At 70.5% G+C, this 18,130-nt stretch carries 19 protein-coding genes and 1 pseudogene; 16 read left to right on the top strand and 4 right to left on the bottom strand.

Annotated elements, in window-relative coordinates; genetic code table 11:
• Positions 1-42: 42 nt before the first annotated feature.
• The 3 genes from J2S42_RS28265 to J2S42_RS28255 all read left to right on the top strand — a co-directional run bounded on the left by J2S42_RS28265 (position 43) and on the right by J2S42_RS28255 (position 2,737).
• Positions 43-1,440, top strand: coding sequence for a replication initiator (locus J2S42_RS28265; RefSeq protein WP_307243899.1), 1,398 nt, complete (start codon positions 43-45; stop codon positions 1,438-1,440).
• Complete coding sequence (locus J2S42_RS28260; protein ID WP_307243898.1) at positions 1,400-1,951, top strand: hypothetical protein; 552 nt, start codon at positions 1,400-1,402, stop codon at positions 1,949-1,951. The genes J2S42_RS28265 and J2S42_RS28260 overlap by 41 nt, the downstream gene beginning before the upstream one ends.
• A gap of 246 nt (positions 1,952-2,197) precedes the next feature.
• Positions 2,198-2,737, top strand: coding sequence for a PDDEXK family nuclease (locus tag J2S42_RS28255; protein ID WP_307243896.1), 540 nt, complete (start codon positions 2,198-2,200; stop codon positions 2,735-2,737).
• Positions 2,738-2,852: 115 nt separating this feature from the next.
• Here J2S42_RS28255 and J2S42_RS28250 read toward each other — a convergent pair whose 3' ends face one another.
• Complete coding sequence (locus J2S42_RS28250; RefSeq protein ID WP_307243895.1) at positions 2,853-4,355, bottom strand: recombinase family protein; 1,503 nt, start codon at positions 4,353-4,355, stop codon at positions 2,853-2,855.
• 144 nt (positions 4,356-4,499) lie between these two features.
• Here J2S42_RS28250 and J2S42_RS28245 point away from each other — a divergent pair.
• A pseudogene (locus J2S42_RS28245) lies at positions 4,500-5,144 on the top strand (3-methyladenine DNA glycosylase); the annotation flags it as partial.
• 211 nt (positions 5,145-5,355) lie between these two features.
• Here J2S42_RS28245 and J2S42_RS28240 read toward each other — a convergent pair.
• Together J2S42_RS28240 and J2S42_RS28235 are read right to left on the bottom strand one after the other, a co-directional pair.
• Positions 5,356-6,144: an SDR family oxidoreductase gene (locus J2S42_RS28240; protein ID WP_307243894.1), complete on the bottom strand. Its 789-nt coding sequence runs from the start codon at positions 6,142-6,144 to the stop codon at positions 5,356-5,358.
• A 108-nt stretch (positions 6,145-6,252) separates the two neighbouring features.
• Positions 6,253-6,570, bottom strand: a complete 318-nt coding sequence (locus J2S42_RS28235; protein WP_307243891.1) for a hypothetical protein — start codon at positions 6,568-6,570, stop codon at positions 6,253-6,255.
• A 294-nt stretch (positions 6,571-6,864) separates the two neighbouring features.
• Here J2S42_RS28235 and J2S42_RS28230 point away from each other — a divergent pair, with 294 nt between their 5' ends.
• The 9 genes from J2S42_RS28230 to J2S42_RS28190 all read left to right on the top strand — a co-directional run bounded on the left by J2S42_RS28230 (position 6,865) and on the right by J2S42_RS28190 (position 14,299).
• Positions 6,865-7,077, top strand: coding sequence for a hypothetical protein (locus J2S42_RS28230; protein WP_307243889.1), 213 nt, complete (start codon positions 6,865-6,867; stop codon positions 7,075-7,077).
• Between the two features lie 8 nt (positions 7,078-7,085).
• The gene (locus J2S42_RS28225; RefSeq protein WP_307243887.1) at positions 7,086-7,496 is read left to right on the top strand and encodes a pectate lyase family protein; all 411 of its coding nucleotides are present in this window, start codon (positions 7,086-7,088) and stop codon (positions 7,494-7,496) included.
• Between the two features lie 112 nt (positions 7,497-7,608).
• Positions 7,609-8,247: a DUF4360 domain-containing protein gene (locus J2S42_RS28220; RefSeq protein ID WP_307243885.1), complete on the top strand. Its 639-nt coding sequence runs from the start codon at positions 7,609-7,611 to the stop codon at positions 8,245-8,247.
• Positions 8,248-8,313: 66 nt separating this feature from the next.
• Positions 8,314-8,946, top strand: coding sequence for a DUF4360 domain-containing protein (locus J2S42_RS28215; protein WP_307243884.1), 633 nt, complete (start codon positions 8,314-8,316; stop codon positions 8,944-8,946).
• A 121-nt stretch (positions 8,947-9,067) separates the two neighbouring features.
• Positions 9,068-10,420 carry a M16 family metallopeptidase gene (locus J2S42_RS28210; protein WP_307243882.1) on the top strand — a complete coding sequence of 451 codons (1,353 nt, stop codon included), beginning with the start codon at positions 9,068-9,070 and terminating at the stop codon, positions 10,418-10,420.
• Positions 10,417-11,757: a M16 family metallopeptidase gene (locus J2S42_RS28205; protein ID WP_307243880.1), complete on the top strand. Its 1,341-nt coding sequence runs from the start codon at positions 10,417-10,419 to the stop codon at positions 11,755-11,757. Before J2S42_RS28210 ends, J2S42_RS28205 begins: the two co-directional genes overlap by 4 nt.
• A 113-nt stretch (positions 11,758-11,870) precedes the next feature.
• Positions 11,871-12,227 carry a response regulator transcription factor gene (locus J2S42_RS28200; RefSeq protein WP_307243877.1) on the top strand — a complete coding sequence of 119 codons (357 nt, stop codon included), beginning with the start codon at positions 11,871-11,873 and terminating at the stop codon, positions 12,225-12,227.
• Positions 12,228-12,251: 24 nt separating this feature from the next.
• Positions 12,252-13,220 carry an endonuclease/exonuclease/phosphatase family protein gene (locus tag J2S42_RS28195; RefSeq protein WP_307243875.1) on the top strand — a complete coding sequence of 323 codons (969 nt, stop codon included), beginning with the start codon at positions 12,252-12,254 and terminating at the stop codon, positions 13,218-13,220.
• Positions 13,221-13,318: 98 nt separating this feature from the next.
• A complete protein-coding gene (locus J2S42_RS28190) occupies positions 13,319-14,299 on the top strand; it encodes an endonuclease/exonuclease/phosphatase family protein (RefSeq protein WP_370879276.1) in 981 nt (326 codons plus the stop codon).
• 145 nt (positions 14,300-14,444) lie between these two features.
• On the opposite strand, the gene cimA is transcribed toward J2S42_RS28190, so the two are convergent.
• A complete protein-coding gene (gene cimA, locus J2S42_RS28185) occupies positions 14,445-16,025 on the bottom strand; it encodes a citramalate synthase (protein ID WP_307243873.1) in 1,581 nt (526 codons plus the stop codon).
• A gap of 245 nt (positions 16,026-16,270) precedes the next feature.
• Between cimA and J2S42_RS28180 the strand changes: the two genes are divergently transcribed.
• From J2S42_RS28180 to J2S42_RS28170, 3 genes are all read left to right on the top strand, one after another.
• The gene (locus J2S42_RS28180) at positions 16,271-16,744 is read left to right on the top strand and encodes a carboxymuconolactone decarboxylase family protein (RefSeq protein ID WP_307243872.1); all 474 of its coding nucleotides are present in this window, start codon (positions 16,271-16,273) and stop codon (positions 16,742-16,744) included.
• 69 nt (positions 16,745-16,813) lie between these two features.
• Positions 16,814-17,275 (top strand): PRC-barrel domain-containing protein, encoded by a 462-nt coding sequence (locus J2S42_RS28175; protein WP_307243870.1) that lies wholly within the window; start codon positions 16,814-16,816, stop codon positions 17,273-17,275.
• A gap of 71 nt (positions 17,276-17,346) precedes the next feature.
• Positions 17,347-18,078, top strand: coding sequence for a tyrosine-protein phosphatase (locus J2S42_RS28170; protein ID WP_307249077.1), 732 nt, complete (start codon positions 17,347-17,349; stop codon positions 18,076-18,078).
• Positions 18,079-18,130: the final 52 nt, after the last annotated feature.

Here is an 18,130-nt window from a genome sequence, read left to right as displayed (position 1 = left end):
TCGCATCCGAGGACCCATGCCAGCCACGAACAGAGGACCGCCATGCACCACGACCACCCCGACCAACCCTTCATCGATCGAGACATCGTTGACGCGGCGACCCATCCGGACTTCCGCGCCTGGCTGGCCCGGATGCGGCACATCGGCGGCTGCGCCAATCCGGTTCACCTCATCGGCCGGACCATCACCGTCGAACCACGCACCGGCCGCCTCCTCGACGTGCTCGACTCCGACCACCACCCGCACGGACGGCTCACCATCTCCTGCGGTAACAGCCGCGCCTCACGCTGCGAACCCTGCGCCCGACTCCACCAGGGCGACACCTACCAACTCGTCGTCTCCGGCCTCGCCGGTGGCAAGAGCGTCCCCACCAGCGTCCGCGAGCACCCGCGCGTCTTCGTCACCTTCACCGCACCGAGTTTCGGCTCCGTCCACCGGCACACCACCGACAGGCCTTGCCGCCCGCGCCGCGACGCGCCCATCTGCCCGCACGGCCGGCCGCTGTCCTGCACGCTCCATCACGCAACCGACGCGGCCGAGAACGGCACACCACTGTGCCCGGACTGCTACGACTACGAATCCGCGGTGCTGTTCAACGCCCATACCCGCGACCTCTGGCAACGGCTACACCGCAACCTCTATGAACACCTCGCCAGCGTGCGCGGCATCTCCCGCACCAAGATGCGCAAGACCATCCGTATCTCCTACGCCAAAGTCGCGGAATATCAACGACGCGGCGCGGTCCATTTCCACGCCATCATGCGTTTCGACGGACCCACCGGCCCCACCGACGCACCACCGGCCTGGGCCACGACCATTCTGCTCACCGACACCATCCGGACCGCAACACGCCGGGTCGCCTTCCACGTGCCCGGCACCGCCGTCACGCTGAAGTTCGGAAAGCAGCTCGATGTACGCCCGATACACCCGAGCCCCACCGGCGACGAACTCACCGAACGCGCCGTGGCGTCCTACATCGCCAAGTACGTCACCAAGCCCGACCTCAGCGGCATCACGGTCGACCGGCCCGTCGAGCACGCCTCCATGATCCCGGCCCTCCGACTCACCGAACACAGCCGGAAGCTGCTGTGGACCTGTTGGCTCCTCGCCTCACGCCCACAACACCAAGATCTCAAGCTCCGACGCTGGTCGCACCAGCTCGGCTACCGAGGTCACACCGCCACCAAGAGCCGCGCCTACTCCACCACCTACACCGCACTACGCGACGCCCGAGCCGACCACCAGCAAGGCGAGAACGCCCGGCGCACTGCCGACAAAGACGTCCTCCGATACAAAAACTGGATCTACAGCCACACCGGCCACACCGAGGGCCAAGCCATATTCGCCGATGGTGTCGCCGAAGACCTCCGGGTGTCGCGAGAGGCAGCTCGCACTGCTCATGACATCGGCGCTGTCGAGAATTCCCGTGCTCGTCGGTAGCCCCGGCTCCGCGCACGGAAGTGTCGTTGTCACCACGGGCTTCCTCACCGGACGGCTCGACGCCGAGCAGCAGGGAAAGATCATCAGCCTCGCCAAGGACCGAGGAGCCGAATCAATCTTGACCCTGGAGCCCCGTGTCGATGGGGAGTCAGCAGGCCATGCGACGTTCTCGAACACTAGTGACACCGACGGGGTTCGCATCCTCGCGGTGGTTGAGGGCATGAGTCTCGCTGACGGTTGGACCCTGGTCGTCGCACGGGAGAACGAGCCGGAGTCATTCCCGGGAGGAATCGCGATCTCGCACGCGCGGCACCTCCGGCGATCCGTGATATGCGCGGGCACTTCGCAGGTCGCGCGGATCACCGAACACCTGCTCAACGACGAGCGAGAAGGGACGCTGACGGCGATCGAGATTGGTGGCTCCCGGAACACCAAGCGCAGAACACCTCTCGGCGCAGTCCTCATCGAGCCATGCCCGGATGGGACCCGAGCCACCTTAGTCGTCCTCTGACGAACTCACTTGAGGCGGTCGGAGTGGGCTAACTCGCGACCGACCCACGCGCGTGACTTGCGTCGTCGAGGCCGGCTAACGGTTGAGGAATCTGACTGGAATGCCGTCTACAATGGTGGACATGGATGGGGTCACAACTTTCTGGCGCCGAGGGCTGCGCTGGAGCCTATATTGACTCAGATCAGAGCAATCCAGACGAACTACGCTGGATGCCGGTTCCGCTCTCGCCTTGAAGCACGTTGGGCGGTGTTCTTCGACCACCTCGGCATCGAGTGGCGCTACGAACCTGAGGGCTACCGACTGTCGAATGGGGTGAAGTACCTGCCCGACTTCTACCTGCCGGAGCTTGACACCTGGGTAGAAGTGAAGGGCTCGCTGCGTCCAACGGAACTCAAGGTGCTGGTCCGCGCCGCTGTCGAGTTGCCGCGGGCTCCGGACATCACTGTGACTCCCGGGCTCCTCCTTCTCGGGGACATACCCGTAAGCACCGGAGCGACCACCTTCACGGCCTTCACAAGGGTTGCGAACCTAGCGATCATCGGCTCGGCCTTCTTTACGCCGGGCGTGGAGTCGTTCGACCCAGATTGGGTGTTGATGACCTTCGGTCGCGGAGTGTTCTTCCAGCCCGACCAGATGGATTCATTCAAACCTGCCTTCCTCATGGAGGAACTGTGCAAGACGGCTACGATGTCGGGTGACGAAGCCCGCCTCCAACCACATCCCTCTGTTGGAGCTGCCCTGACGCGCGCCCGCTCCGCCCGCTTCGAGCATGGCGAACAGGGTTAACAGTTCACGACGCCTCGACGATTCAGCGGACACATCATCGTTGTGCACTTTTCGTTCCAGCAAGACTGCATCCGGCAGCGTTATGCAGGCGAACCTTGATGCGGAACGAGCGCGGTCAAGCTTCCGGACCACCGACGTAGATCTCAAGCTCGAAACCGGGGCCTCCGCCTACACGTCGCACTTCTCCCCGGATCTGATGCTCGACGAGCAGGGCATTGCGCTCCTCGATGTTGCTGCTTGTCCAGCGTTCGCGGTAGGTCGTGCCGGTGCCGCGCCTCACGTAGCCGGAAATCTCCACCGGTAGCGTCACGAGCTGCGCTCTCTCCTCCTCCAGCGAGGCATACATGGCGCGATACTTCGCCGAGCCTTCGGCCCCTCGATACAGGCCGCAGCGGCGGTCCTCCGCCAGCTCTTCCAAGGTCTCGTCGATCTCGGCGATGCGGTCGGAGTGGTCCTGGCCCTCCTGCCAGACGTAGTCCTCGACCTCCTGGTCGCCGTAGCGGCTGAGGAAGGACTCCTCGAAAGCCGCTTCGACGCCCTCGGCGCGGACGAGCTTCGCGTCGCACACTCGGCCGCGTGAGTATGCCGAGCAGCGGTAGTAGCGCCTCGGCTTCTTGTCGGTGTCGTTGGTCTGGGCGCTCATGGAGTAGTTGCAGGTCATACAACGGAGCACACCGGCGAGCAGGTAGAGCGGGTGCCGCTTGGCCGGCGGGCGGGCAGCGTCGTCGACAGCCTTGCGGGCCTTGGTCCAGTCCGAGTATGAGACCAGCGGCGGACCCTGCTGGATCGGGTTGCCGTCGCCTCCACGGACGGCTTTGCTCGCGCCGCCCCGCCGCGTGAGGGCGTTGGAGCCGTCGTTGCGCCAGTTCGGGTCGTGGACCTTCTGGCCGAGCACCGTGCGCTCGCGGATGAGGTTGAAGATGGTCTTCGAGCCCCACACCTCGTCGCGGAGCGGCTTGCCCTGGCGCTTGCGGTAAAAGTTGGCGGGCGAGAGGACGCCCTGGGCGTTGAGGTCGTCCCGTATCGCGCTGACCGTCTCCCCGGCTATGACGCGCTTGAAGATGTCGCGCACGACGGCGGCCGGCTCCTCGTCGATCGCCAGCGTCAGGCCCGGCTCATCCGGATTCGGAACGGCTACGTAGCCGTAGGGCACCCGACCGCCGGGCCACCGTGGCGACTTCCGGAGCGTGGCCTTGGTGCCCTGGTTGCGCTCGATGATGGCGTCGAGTTCCCACTCCGCCACCATCGCGATCATCTGGAGGAACCGCTTGCCGTCCGGCGTCGACGGGTCGATGTTCTCGTTCGTCGAGTGCATCGACTTCCGGTGCTCGGCGCACCACTCGATCAACCGGTGGATGCTCAGCGCCTTGCGGGCGAACCGGTCGACTCGCCAGGCCACGAAGCCCTGGTGCTCCTGCGCGCGATGCGTCAGGAACGGCTTGAAGCCGCGCCGGTCCCACGGGCTCACCGAGCCGGAGGTGTTCAGGTCGATCGCCCAGTCCGCGATCGTGTGGCCGTTTCGCTCTGCCCACGCGAGGATTCCGGTCTTCTGGATCACCTCGCTGATCGAGTCCTCACCGGTGCTCGACTGACGTATCACGCCGATAAGCTCAGCCATGACGCCTCCATCTCCCCAGGTCACAAACGTACGAGAACGTTGGTGATCTTGTAAATCCCGTTCTCGTACTACTCGCACCGGCCCGCGCAGCTGCGGCGGTGGCATCCGGGGTACGGCGTGACGCTGGAGAACGGGCCGGTCACGGATGACGACGCGGTGCTGGCGAAGCGCGCCGGGTCGGTGGCGTGGATCCGCGGGCTGCTGGCCGCGACCGCGGGTCGGGCCGGGCAGTTCGGCTGCTTCGGGATGCACGAGTGGGCGATGGTCTACCGGCAGACGCAGGAGGAGGTGCGGCACAACGCGTGGCCGCTGCGCCTCTCGCCGGACGCGACCGCGGCGCTGGTGGAGGAGCGCGGCGTGCGGTGCAGTCACTTCGACGCGTTCCGGTTCTTCACCGGGCCGGCCCGGCCGCTGAACGTGCTGCAGCCGAGCCGGGAACGGCAGACCGAGCTGGAGCAGCCGGGGTGCCTGCACGCGAACATGGACCTCTACAAGTGGGCGTACAAGCTGGGGCCGCTGGTGGAGTCGGAGCTGGTGGCGGACGCGTTCGCGCTGGCCTGCGACATCCGCGGCCTGGACATGCGGGCCAGCCCGTACGACCTGGCCGGCCTGGGCTACCCGCCGGTGCTGATCGAGACGCCGGAGGGCCGCGCGGAGTACGTGGCGGAGCAGCGCGCGTTCGCCGAGCGCGCCCGGCCGCTGCGGGCCCGGCTGATCGCGGCGATCGACGCACTCCCCCGGCCGGCGGCCGCCGACCGCATGACCATGTCCGGAACCACGCCGGCCTGACCGCGAACCGCCGACCAGGCCGAACCGGCTGCTACATGACGAGATGTCGGGTGGAGGCGGCTCGGCCGGGCAGCCACCCGATCCGGACACCGGCGCCGCCGGCCGCACCGAGCCCGCACGGCCGCGCCGAGAAGTCTGCCGAAGCCGGTCGGTCATGCGGAGGGATCCTGCCGCCGGGCCGGCCACCGCTCCGGCCGCGCCGGGGCTCAAGTCACCATGCGGCCGCCGCGGCGTAGTCGGCGAATCGTCTGGGTGGGCGGCCGGTGAGCCGCTCCACCGTGTCCAGCGGGGTCGAGTCGCCGGCGGCGGCCAGTGCGGCGAACGCGGCGACGTCACGCGCGATCTGTGGCTCCGGGACGCCGAACGACGTCATCGCGGCCCGGTAGGCCTCCGTCGTACCGTCGAAGTGCACCTGGCGGCCGGCGGCGGCGCCGACGATCGCGCAGGCCTCGCCGAAGGTCAGCGCCTCCGGGCCGGTGACCTCGTGGGTCGCGCCGGCGTGACCGTCGCCGGTGAGCGCCGCGACCGCGACGGCCGCGATGTCGCCCGCGTCGGCGAACGTCTGCCGCACGCCGCCGACCGGGATCGCGACCGTGCCGGCCTCGACCGCGGGGCGCAGGAAGCCCTCGTCGAAGTTCTGGTCGAACCAGTCGGCGCGCACGATGGACCACTCGAGGCCGCCGTCGCGCACGGCGCGCTCCGCGTCGAGCAGCCGGCCGTCGCCCATCACGTCGATCGCACGGCTGGACAGCAGCACGATCCGGCGCAGGCCGGTGCGGGCGGCCAGCGCGATCAGCTCCGGGTCGACGGGCACGCCGTCCGGCGCCATCAGGAACAGCGCGGAACCGCCGGTGAGCGCGGGCGCCCAGGTCTCCGGCGCGGACCAGTCGAAGCGGACCGGGGTGGACCGGGAGACCGGCCGCACCTCGGCTCCGGTGGCGCGCAGCCGCGCCGTCACACGTCGCCCGACCGTGCCGCCGGGCCCCAGCACAACAATCATGCCCGCAGTCAAACACCGGGGTACGACAGTTTTCGCATCGATTGACACGGAGCTGACGGCCCGGGCCGCGTCGGCTTCAGCGGCCGCGGGCGCGGGCGCCGGGGGGATCTAGGGGCGCCAGAATCTGCCGCGGCGGCCGATCACCTGATCGATCCGGGCCGTCGCGGCGCCGTCGGTGAACCGCCGGACCGCCGTCTCGCAGGTGGCCCGGCGCTCGTAGCCGTGCGCCGAGACGGCGAGCAGCCCGAGTTCACCGTCCGTGACCGACCAGGACCATTGACGGGAGGTGTTCAACTGTACGGCGACCAGGCCGCCGGCGGCCCGGTCACGCACGAGCCGAGCGGCCGCGACGGCGGCATCGGCATCGGCGAAATCGCCCGGCGAGACGGCGACGACGCGGTTGTTCGGGCCCACCAGGCGCCACACGACTCCCCCGTCCCGAGTTCGATGGACATGAAATCGCACCAGCCGGTCCGCACTCCCGATACGACGTGGGATCGATTGCGCCCACGATGCTCGGGTACGGCGGTGCCGCGGCGAAACGCGATTCACGTGAACACGCGTCTAATGTGCACACACCGCGCGGTAAATGCGGACGAATCAGTTTACGTCTATGCATTGACGCGCGTAACGACGCGCTCCAGGACACCGAGGGGTCTGCCACCCGAGGACCGGCCCGGCCGTACCGCCGGGCCGCCGTCACCCGTCGAAAGGCAGACCATGCGACGCCGCACCCTTCTCACCGCCGCCGCGGCCACCCCGCTCGCCGCCGTGCTCCCGGCCGCCGCGTTCCCCGGCTCCGCACACGCCGCCGACACCGCACCCACCGGGTTCGCCGCGCTCGGCACCGGCACCACCGGCGGCGCGGGCCCACCGTCACCGCGACGAACGCGGACCAGTTCCTGGCGTACATCGACACCGCCGGCCCGCTGATCGTCCGGGTGAACGGCGCCGGCCTCGTCACGGTCTCCTGGAACCACTTCGACCACTCGGACAAGAGCATGCTGATCAGCCACTCGGACGGCGCGGCCGGCACCGACGTGGGCCACCTGCGGGTCAGCATTCATCACAACTGGTTCGACCACGGCCGCCAGCGTCACCCGCGGGTCCGGTTCGGCGAGCCGGTGCACGTCTACAACACCGTGGTCGAACCGTCCACGTACGACTCGTACACACCGGACGCGCCCGCCTCGCTGCCCGCGCCGGCGCCGGCCACGGCCGCATCTGACGACCGGGGTACGCCGGCGCCGTACCCCCGGATGCTCCTAGCACACCAGCGGTGCGGGTGTGCGGGATTCACCGAGAAAAAACCGAAGGGCCAATTTCCGCGAATTCGCTCAGTCCGCCGATAAGGCGGATTCTAGGTTTTCCCCAGTGGCACCGGCGCGATTCAGTGCGGTGCGTCAATTGTCTTCATGATGCAGATAGAAATGTATCCGTCATGAAGGCCGAGGGGGAATTCCAATGATTTCCACAATTGCGGCAGTCGGGGCTGCGTCAGCCCTGCTGCTCGGGGGGCCGGAGGCCGGCCTCGCCACCGAGCGGGCCGCATCACGACCGCCAGGGGCAGTCTCCGCGAAGGTGGTGTCGGTGGCCGGCTCCGGGTGCCCGGGGCGCCCGATGGCCACGGCACAGGGAACGGCGGATCCGACCGTGTTCACGATCCGGCACCCGGGCATCACCGCACGGGCCGGCGGACCGGCGCAGATCTTCGACCGGACCAAGTTCTGCCAGGTCACGGTGGCCGTTCGCGCGGCCCGGGGCTGGACCTGGACGCTCAGCAGGGTCGAGCAGAGCGGGCGCGCGCAGCTGGCCGGCGGCGCGGTCGGCACGGCCAGGTTCAGCTACTACTGGACCGGCGAGCCGAAGACCGGGATGCACAGCAAGACCCTGACCGGACCGCGTAACACCGCGTGGACGACCGCCGACACGATCGGCCTCAAGCCGCTCGGCTGGGCGCCCTGCGGCTTGAGCGCACACCTCAACATCAAGGCCGAGGTGTCGGCCCGGCCCGGTGCCGATCGGCGCCGGACCAGCACCATGACCGCCGGCGGCGCGGGAAATGCGCCGTCCACTTACCGGGTGTCCTGGAAACCCTGCTGACACTCGTCTGGAAAACCGTCTTATCCGCCACGTTTGACGCGGCGGACAGCTGATTGGAAAAGCACAATGCGCAAGGCGATTCTCGCTACCGGGCTCTCACTCACCATGCTCGGCGCACTCCCGGCACCGGCCGCGAGCGCGGCACCGGCCGGACCGGACCAGTTCAAGGTGCAGGTCGTGAAGGCCGGCGGATCGGGCTGCCCGGCCGGGTCCACGACCGTGGACATCGCGGGCGACAACCGGTTCTCGGTCATCTACGACAAGTTCTTCGCCTGGACCGGCCCGGGCTCGACGCCTCCCGACCAGAAGAAGTTCTGCCAGGTGGTCATCGACGTCGACGTCCCGCCCGGCTTCACCTACACCATCGTGGACATCACCCACCGCGGCTCGGCGGACGTGGTGAAGGGCGCGTACGCGTACCAGCGGGCGGCCTACTACTGGACCGGCGAGTCGCAGACCGGGTACGCGGAGAGCAACATCTGGGGTCCGTTCAACGGCGCGTGGAGTTTCAGCGACGTGCTGAAGACCGTCAAGCTCGACCCGCACCCCTGCGGCTCCGCGGCCAACCTCAACGCCAAGCTCGACCTCGGCGTCAAGGCGACGACGAAGGAGGCGAAGAAGCAGGAGAGCAGCATCTCGCACGACACCACGGACGGGAAGTTCACCACCGTCTTCCAGATCAAGTGGCAGCCCTGCTGACCCAGACGCCCGACGAACCGCCGAGGGGGTACGCCCTGCGCGTACCCCCGGCGGTTGGCCCCTCGTTCGCGCGGCGGCGGTGAATACTGGGAAGCCTGCCCCGACTTGAGAGGGAGGCTGCGTGCCGTCTGCAAACGCGCCCGGTGGGACCACCACCGGGTTTCCGTGGCCCATCGAGACCACCACGCTGGACAACGGTCTGCGAGTGGTGGTCAGCGAGGACCGGTCCGCGCCCGTCGTGGCCGTGAACCTCTGGTACGACGTCGGATCGCGCCACGAACCGGACGGCCAGACCGGCTTCGCGCACCTCTTCGAGCACCTGATGTTCGAGGGGTCCGCGCACGTGGCGAAGACCGAGCACATGAAGCTGATCCAGGGTTCCGGCGGCTCGCTCAACGCGACCACGAACCCGGACCGGACCAACTACTTCGAGACCGTGCCGGCCGAGCACCTGGAGCTGGCGCTCTGGCTGGAGGCCGACCGGATGGGCGGGCTGGTGCCCGCGCTCACCCAGGAGACGCTGGACAACCAGCGCGAGGTGGTGAAGAACGAACGGCGCCAGCGGTACGAGAACGTGCCGTACGGTGACGCGTGGCTGCGCCTGCTGCCGCTGCTGTACCCGGCCGGGCACCCGTACCACCACTCCACGATCGGGTCGATGGCGGACCTGAACGCGGCGGACCTGGCCACGTTCCAGGCGTTCCACACCACCTACTACCGGCCGAACAACGCGGTGCTGACCGTGGTCGGCGACACCACCGCGGCCGAGGTCTTCGCGTACGCGGAGAAATACTTCGGCGCGATCGAGTCCGGCGAGGTCCCCCCGCCGCCGGACTCCGCGCTTCCCGGCGGCCTGCCCGAGCCGGCCCGCGAGGTCGTGCACGCGGACGTACCGGCGCCGCGCTTCTACCTGTCGCACCGGACCGCGCCGTTCGGCACCCGGGAGTACGACGTGGTGACCGTGCTGGCCGGGATCCTCGGCAACGGCCGGGGCAGCCGCCTCTACCGGAAGCTGGTGGACGAGGCCCGGCTGGCCCAGCCGGACAACATCGGCGCGTACGGGGTGGACCTCGCCTACGCGCCCGCGCCGCTGATCATCTCGGCGACGGCCAAGGACGGCGTGGACCCGGACGCGCTGGAGGCCGGCCTGACCGGCGTGCTGGACGAGCTGGCCGCCGGTGACATCACGGACGAGGAGATCGAGCGGGCCAAGGCGCTGCTCACCACGCAGTGGTGGCGGCAGGTCTCGACCGCGGGCGGTCGCTCCGACCTGCTCGGGCGGTACGCCACGCAGCTCGGCGACCCGGCGCGGACCGGAGACCAGCTGCCGTCCTGGCTCTCCGTCACGCGGGACGAACTCGCCGCGGCCGCGGCGACGCTGACCGCGCGGAGCCGGGTCACGCTGGTCTACCTGCCGTCGCCGGAGACCGCATCGGAGACCGCATCGGATTCTGCAGAGGAGAACGACAAGTGACGCTGGTTTCCGAACGTCCCGGCACCGGCGCGCCCCGGCCGTACGCGTTCCCGCGGATCGTCCGGCGGGACGTCGCCGGTGGCCGGGTGATCGCCGCGCACCTGCCCGGTCAGGCGCTCTCCGTGGCGACGCTGCTGCTGGACGGCGGCGCCGGGCACGAGCCGGCCGGCCGCGAGGGTCTCGCGTCCGTGGTGGCGAAGGCGCTGGAGGAGGGCACCGCGGCGCGGGACGCGACCGGCTACGCGCTGGCGCTGGAGGGGCTCGGCGCGGAGCTGTCCACCTCGGCCGACTGGGACACGTTCCTGGTCGGCACGTCCGCGCCCGCGCACCTGCTGCCGCGCGCGCTCGAACTGGTCGCGGAGGCGGCCCGTACGCCCGCGCTGCGCCCGGAGGACGTGCTGCGGGTGCGCGACGACGAGGTCACCGGCCTGAAGATGGACTGGGCCTCGCCCGGCCCGCGCGCGGACGCGGCGCTGCGGGCCGCGCTGTTCGGTGCGCACACCCGGTACGGCCGGCCGCTGCACGGCGACCCGGAGTCGGTCGCGGCCGTCTCCGTGGACGACGTGCTCGCGTTCCACCGCGGCTGGCTGACCCGGCCCGGCGTGCTGATCGTGGTCGGCGACCTGGACGTGCTGGACCTGGACGCGCTGGCCACGATCGCGTTCGCCGGCACCGAACCGGCCACTCTGGACACGGACGGGCCGCTGGACGTGCCGATCCCCGGCGAGCGGAAGATCCTGCTGGTGGACCGGCCCGGGTCGGTGCAGTCCACGCTGCGGCTGGGCCACCGGGCACCGCACCGGGCGCACCCGGACTACGTGCCGATGACGCTGACCGGCACGGTGCTCGGTGGCGCGTTCACGTCCCGGCTCAACCACCTGATCCGGGAGGTGCGCGGTTACACGTACGGTATCCGCGGCGACTTCGGGCTGGCCCGGCGCTTCGGCCGGCTGCTGATCAGCGCGGGCGTGCAGACGAAGTTCACCGCACCGGCGCTGGTCGACACGATCGGCGAGATGACACGTACGCGGTCCGGCGGCGTCACCGAGGACGAGCTGGCCGTGGCGCGCGCCTGGCGGGCCGGTCAGCTGTCGGTGGAGATGCAGACGCCGGGCGCGATCGCGGGCGCGCTGACCACGCTGGTCGTGCACGGGCTGCCGGACGACTACTACCCGCGGCTGCGCGAGTCGCTGCTGTCCGCGACCGTGGACGAGGTGTCCGCGGCCGCGGCCACGCACCTGCACCCGGACGGTCTGACCATGGTGGTCGAGGGCGACGCGGCGCTGATCCGCGACGACCTGGTCGCCACCGGTCTGGGTGAGGTCGTCGACGCCTGAATCACCCGAAGGGTGGGGGCCGTGTCCGGTTCCCACCCTATTGGCGGGTGGCTCACAGACGTCTCACAGCATGGCTTCACCACAAGCGCAGCCTGGTTTGGCAGGGTCCGGGCATGGGCGGGGAGAGGGCCGGGCGGGTCCTTGTGGCTGATGACGACGCGAAGGTACGGCAGTTGCTGTCGATGACGCTCCGGGCGGCCGGTTTCGAGGTCGTCACCGCGCCGGACGGCGTGCGCGCCGTCCGGGCGGCCGCGACCACGCACCCGGACGTGGTGGTGCTGGACGTGGCGATGCCCGGCAAGAGCGGTTTCGACGCGGCGGACGAGATGCGCGCCTCCGACCCGGCGCCCGCGGTGCTGTTCCTGACCGCGCGCCCCGGCGCTGACCAGCGGCTGGGCGAGGCCGCGTTCCTGGTCAAGCCGTTCGCGCTGGCCGACCTGGTGGCCCGCGTCCGCGCGCTGGCCGGCTGACGGTTTCCGCTACCGTCCGGGCACATGTGGATCACCGTCGTCGCCTGGCTCGCCGCCGCCGTGCTCGCCGCCTGGGCGGTGGTGCGCGGGCTCGGGCTCGATCACGGGCCGTTCGTGCAGTTGCTGGCGTTCACGCCGTACGTGGCGGCCGGCGCGCCGGTGGTCGCGCTGGTCGCGGCGCTGCTCCGCCGCCGGCTCCCGGCCGTGGCCGCGCTGGCCGTCGGTGCGGTGCTGATCGCGCTGGTCGTGCCGCGGGTGATCCCGGACGCGCGGCCCGCGGTCGCCGGTCCACGGATCCGGGTGCTCAGCATGAACGTGCTCGGCGGCAACGCCGACCCGGCCGCGATCCTCGGCCTGGTCCGCGAGCTGCGGGTGGACGTGCTGGCGTTGCAGGAGCACACGCCGGAGCTGGACGCGGCGCTGCGGGCCGGCGGGATCGGCGCGGAGCTGCCCTACCGTGAGGCGAATCCGGAGGCGGGAACCGGCGGATCCGGTCTCTACTCGCGGTCACCACTGACCGGCGGCGGCACCCGCCGGTACCCGTCGCCGTCGTCGGTGCCGCCGTACCGGGGGCATTCCGCGTCGTACGCGACCGTCACCGTCCCGGGCGGGATGCCGCTGATGGTGGAGTCGGTACATCCGATGGCGCCGTGGAGCGTCCGGATGGCCGGCGCCTGGCGCCGGGACCTGGCCATGGTTCCGGCGGCCACGCCGGACGGTCCGCCGCGGCTGCTGCTCGGCGATTTCAACGCGACGCTCGACCACGCGCCGCTACGCGAGCTGCTGGCGACCGGGTACCGGGACGCGGCGGCGGCCCGCGGGCTCGGGCTGGTGGGGACGTGGGGACCGTACAACGGAATGCTGGTGCCGCCGGTCGCGCTGGATCATGTGCTGGCCGACCGCCGGATCGCGGTGGACGGCTTCGCGGTGCACGAGCTGCCCGGCTCCGACCACCACGCGGTCTCCGCGACGCTGACGCTGCCGGCCGGCTGAGCGGGGGCCGACGTGAGTGGGCGGTGCGGGTGTTGCGTCGGATGACGCACACGGCATTTTCTGGCGAGGCGAACGGGGATGCCGATAGCGTCCCCGGCGTGAGTGTGGATCTTTCGCGGCGCAGCCGGCGGCCGTTGAGCGTGGTGTGCTGGGTGGCGGCGGGGCCGTTCGCGGTGTGGGCGCTGGTGCGCGGGGCGGGGCTGGACTACGGGCCGGCGATTCAGCTGATCGCGTTCACGCCGTACGTCACCGGGGCCGCGCTCGTCGTCGCGCTGGTCACGCTGGTGCTGCGCCGGTGGGCACCGGCCGTGCTCGCCGTGCTGGCCGCGGTCGCGCTGACCGCGATGGTGCTGCCCCGCGCGGTGCCGGACGCGGACCGGGGCGCGGCCGAGGGACCGGTGCTGCGCGTGCTGACCGCGAACGTGCTGGGCGGCGGCGCGCAGCCGGACGCGCTGATCGCGCTGGTCCGCGAGCATGACGTGGACGTGCTGGCGATCCAGGAGTTCACCGGCGCGGTCGGTGCCGCGCTGGACGCGCGCGGGCTGGCCGGGGAGTTGCCGTACCGGCAGCTGCACGCGATCGACTCGGCGGCCGGGTCCGCGCTCTACTCCCGCTATCCGCTCACCGACGTGGGCGTGCGCGTGCACTCGTCGCAGTTCACCCAGGCGTACGGGACGGTGAACGTGCCGGGTGCGGCGCCGGTGCTGGCGGAGTCGGTGCACCCGATGGCGCCGTGGGGCATGCCGGTGCTGGACGACTGGCGCACCGACCTCGGCAACCTGCCCCGCGCCACGCCGGACGGCCCGGTGCGGCTGCTGCTCGGCGACTTCAACTCCACGCTGGACCACTCGCCGCTGCGCGCGCTGGTCGCCTCCGGCTACCGGGACGCGGCGGACGCGACCGGCCGGGGCCTGCTCGGCACCTGGGGGCCGTACGACGGCAGCCCGATCCCGCCGGTCCAGCTCGACCACGTGCTGGCCGACCGGCGGATCCGGGTCGAGTCGCTGGAGGTGCTGCGCCTCCCCGGCTCCGACCACCGCCCGGTCTTCGCCACGCTCCGGCTCCCGCGCCCGCAATAGCGCCGGGACGTGCGACGCGGCTCCCGCCGGACCTCGGCGGGAGCCGCGTGGGTTCCAAGCCGGCCACCCGCCTGACCGGTGCCCGCGGGAGCACTCGGAAGCCGGCCACGCCGGAAGCGGGAAAATCCGCTTGTGAAGGGTTTTTTCAGACCGCGTGGTCGACGCCGTAGGTGAGCGCGTCGACGAGCGCGTGCCAGGACGCCTCGACGACGTTCTCGTGCACGCCGACCGTGGTCCAGCCGTCGTCCACCGCCGCCTTCGTGCCGACCAGCACGCGGGTGACCGCGGACGTGCCGTGCGAACCCTCCAGGATGCGGACCTTGTAGTCGGCCAGCTCGAACGTGGCCAGCGCCGGGTAGTGCGCGGACAGCGACTGCCGCAGCGCCTCGTCCAGCGCGTTGACCGGGCCGTTGCCCTCGGCGGTGGCGATCACCCGCTGCTCACCGACCCGGACCTTGACCGTGGCCTCGGAGACGACCGCACCGTCCTCCCGGTGTTCGACGATCACCCGGTACGACTCGAGCGCGAACGGCCGGACCGGCTCGGCGCCCGGCAGCTCGGAGCGGACCAGCAGCTCGAACGACGCGTCCGCGGCCTCGAAGCTCCAGCCGTCCGCCTCCAGCTCCTTGACCCGCTTGGTGACCCGGGACAGCGCCTCCGGCTGACCGGCCAGGTCGACACCGAGCTCCTTGGCCTTGAGCTCGATGCTGGCCCGGCCGGCCATCTCGGTCACCAGAATGCGCATGTCGTTGCCGACGACCGCGGGATCCACGTGGTTGTAGAGCACCGGGTCGACCTTGATCGCGCTCGCGTGCAGTCCCGCCTTGTGGGCGAAGGCCGCGGCCCCGACGTAGGCCTGGTGGGTGTCGGGGGCGATGTTGGCGATCTCGGCGATGCCGTGCGCGACGCGCACCGCCTTCTCCAGGCACCCGTCCGGTAGGACCGGGAGCCCGAGCTTGAGCTGCAGGTTGCTGACGACGGCGAACAGGTCCGCGTTGCCGGGGCGCTCGCCGTAGCCGTTGGCGGTGCACTGGAAGTGCCGCACACCGGCCTCGACCGCGGCGATCGTGTTCGCGACCGCGCAGGAGGTGTCGTTCTGGCAGTGGATGCCGAGCCGGTCGGCCTCGATGCCGAGCCGCGCCGTGAGGTCCTCGATGGCGGCGGTGATCCGGGACGGGAGCATGCCGCCGTTCGTGTCGCACATGACCACCCGCTCGGCACCGGCGTCCAGCGCGGCGCGGACCACGGACGCGGTGTAGTCCGGGTCGAAGCGGAAGCCGTCGAAGAAGTGCTCGCAGTCGACGAAGACGCGGCGGCCGTGCGCGCGGAAGTGCGCGACGCTGTCCCGGACCATCGCCAGGTTCTCGTCGCCGGTGGTGCGCAGCGCGCGCTCGACGTGCCGGATGTCGGACTTCGCGACCAGGCAGACGACCGGCGCCTCGGAGTCGAGCAGCGCCGCGATCTGCGGGTCCACCGCGACGTCGGTGCCGGCCTTGCGGGTGGCGCCGAACGCGACCAGCTGCGCGTGCTTGAGGTCCAGCTCGGTGCGGGCCCGGCGGAAGAACTCGGTGTCCTTGGGCATCGCGCCCGGCCAGCCGCCCTCGATGAAGCCGACGCCGAACTCGTCGAGCAGCCGGGCGACCGCGAGCTTGTCCGCGACCGAGAAGCTGATCCCCTCGCGCTGTGCGCCGTCGCGGAGCGTCGTGTCGAACACCTGGTAATCCATGGCGATACCTTCTTCGTCTGGTTTCTATTGGACCAACAAAAAGACCCCCCGCGGTCGCGGGAGGTCTGCGCACTCGGCGAGGGGATGCCGGTGCGCTAGGTGCCAATAATCAGGGAAGTCACGAGTTGAAGCTTGCCACCGTTGTCCACTCCTCGGTGGCAGAAACCCACAATCCGGGACGGACGTTCAGGGTGAATCTGTCTGAGCTGCGGGAATCACTTCCGCCGTACGCCGATGATCTTCGGGTGAATCTCGGCCGGGCGCTGCTGGAGACGCCGCTGACCGACGCGCAGGCGTGGGGTGCGGCGCTCGCGTGCGCGATCGCGGCCCGGCAGCCGGACGTGATCCGGGCGTTCGCGGCCGAGGCGTCCGTCCGGCTGCCCGCACCCGCGGTCGAGCAGGCGCGCGCGGCCGCCTCGATCATGGCGATGAACAACGTCTTCTACCGCGCGCAGCACATGATCGGCGGTGAGCGCCACCCGGCCGGCCTGCGCATGCGGACGATCACCTCGCCGGTGCTCGCGGCCGCCGGCGTCACCCGGGCCGACTTCGAGCTGTGGTGCCTCGCGGTCTCCGCGATCGCCGGCTGCGCCGTCTGTCTGCAGAACCATGACCAGGGGGTACGCCGGGCGGGACTGGACGCCGCCGCGGTGCACGAGGCGCTGCGGATCGCCGCGGTGGTGCACGCGGCCGCGGTCACGCTGGACGCGGCCGGTTAGTTCCGGGCGGACTCGGGTATGTCGATGGATGACAGAGCACGAGGGTCTATCCAGAGGAGGAAAGCCATCATGACTGGCCCTACACCTCAGACTCCGTACGAGTCGCAGGACACCTTCCGGACGCCGGACCCGGCGGGCCTCGCGCAGAGCCGGCCCGCGGGCTGGTCCGCGTGGGACTACCGCGCGGACTCCGGCGTGAGCGGTGCAGCCCTGGCCGGGTACAAGGTCGAGGCCACCGACGGTCACATCGGCAAGGTCGACTCCGCCTCCACCGAGGTCGGCGCCGGCTACCTGGTCGTCGACACCGGGCCGTGGATCTTCGGTAAGAAGGTCCTGCTGCCGGCCGGCGTCGTCAACAACGTGGACCACGACGACCACAAGGTCTACGTGGACCGCACGAAGGACCAGATCAAGTCTGCTCCGGAGTTCGACGAGGAACGGCACGGTGACCCGGTCTACCGCGACAAGATCGGTAGTTACTACGGCGACTCGTACACCACGCCGAGTCAGATCGCGCCGCCACACGCGTGACGGCGGTCAGTGATCAACGAACGGCCGGTGGAGCTGCAGCTCCACCGGCCGTTATTCTTCGCCGAGTGGAGATGACCCGTAACCTTCCGTTCTCGGCCACCTTCAACTTCCGCGACGTCGGCGGCTACCCCGGGCTGGACGGCCGCACGGTCCGCTGGCGCCGGCTCTTCCGGTCCGACTCGCTGCACCGGCTGGACGCGGCGGACGAGGCCGCGTTCCGCGAGCTGGGCGTGCGATCCGTGATCGATCTCCGCCGCCCGCACGAGATCGCCCGGGACGGCCGAGTGCCCGAGCACTTCGGGCTCGACTACCACCACATCCACCCGGAGCACGCGGAGTGGGAGGACACGCCGTTCGAGGGCAGCGGGCTGACGAACGCGCGCTGGATGGCCGACCGCTACCGCGACATGGCCGAGACCGGCGCGGCCGGCTGGGCCGCCGCGCTCACGCTGATCGGCGCCGAGTCGTCCGCGCCGGTGGTCGTCCACTGCGTGGCCGGCAAGGACCGCACCGGCATCACGATCGCGCTCACGCTCGGCCTGCTCGGTGTCTCCGACGACGACATCATCGCCGACTACGCGCTGAGCACCGAGGCCACGGCTCGCTTCTCCGCGCACGTGCAGTCGAGCTGGGCCGGCAGCGGCGCGTACCCCACGCCGTTCTTCGGCTCCGAGCCGGAGACGATCGCCACCTTCCTGTCCGAGCTGCGCGAGAAGTACGGCTCCGTCGAGGCCTACGCCCTGCACGCCGGCGTCACCCCGGCCACCGTCACCGCCATGCGCACCCACCTCCTCAGCGCCTGACCGCGCGGCGCCGGGTGAGTGCCGGCAGGGGGATATCCACAGACAGGTAGTC

Source organism: Catenuloplanes indicus (assembly GCF_030813715.1).
Lineage (GTDB): Bacteria > Actinomycetota > Actinomycetes > Mycobacteriales > Micromonosporaceae > Catenuloplanes > Catenuloplanes indicus.
Note: the sequence above shows the minus strand (reverse complement) of the source record. Positions and strands in the feature narration are given on the sequence as shown.

Bases quoted from the DNA above. Each gene is read 5' to 3' on its own strand.
- J2S42_RS28265 (WP_307243899.1), top strand. From the start codon at position 43: ATGCACCACGACCACCCCGACCAACCCTTCATCGATCGAGACATCGTT.
- J2S42_RS28260 (WP_307243898.1), top strand. From the start codon at position 1,400: ATGACATCGGCGCTGTCGAGAATTCCCGTGCTCGTCGGTAGCCCCGGC.
- J2S42_RS28250 (WP_307243895.1), bottom strand. From the start codon at position 4,355: ATGGCTGAGCTTATCGGCGTGATACGTCAGTCGAGCACCGGTGAGGAC.
- J2S42_RS28240 (WP_307243894.1), bottom strand. From the start codon at position 6,144: ATGATTGTTGTGCTGGGGCCCGGCGGCACGGTCGGGCGACGTGTGACG.
- J2S42_RS28230 (WP_307243889.1), top strand. From the start codon at position 6,865: ATGCGACGCCGCACCCTTCTCACCGCCGCCGCGGCCACCCCGCTCGCC.
- J2S42_RS28220 (WP_307243885.1), top strand. From the start codon at position 7,609: ATGATTTCCACAATTGCGGCAGTCGGGGCTGCGTCAGCCCTGCTGCTC.
- J2S42_RS28215 (WP_307243884.1), top strand. From the start codon at position 8,314: ATGCGCAAGGCGATTCTCGCTACCGGGCTCTCACTCACCATGCTCGGC.
- J2S42_RS28200 (WP_307243877.1), top strand. From the start codon at position 11,871: ATGGGCGGGGAGAGGGCCGGGCGGGTCCTTGTGGCTGATGACGACGCG.
- J2S42_RS28195 (WP_307243875.1), top strand. From the start codon at position 12,252: ATGTGGATCACCGTCGTCGCCTGGCTCGCCGCCGCCGTGCTCGCCGCC.
- cimA (WP_307243873.1), bottom strand. From the start codon at position 16,025: ATGGATTACCAGGTGTTCGACACGACGCTCCGCGACGGCGCACAGCGC.
- J2S42_RS28175 (WP_307243870.1), top strand. From the start codon at position 16,814: ATGACTGGCCCTACACCTCAGACTCCGTACGAGTCGCAGGACACCTTC.
- J2S42_RS28170 (WP_307249077.1), top strand. From the start codon at position 17,347: ATGACCCGTAACCTTCCGTTCTCGGCCACCTTCAACTTCCGCGACGTC.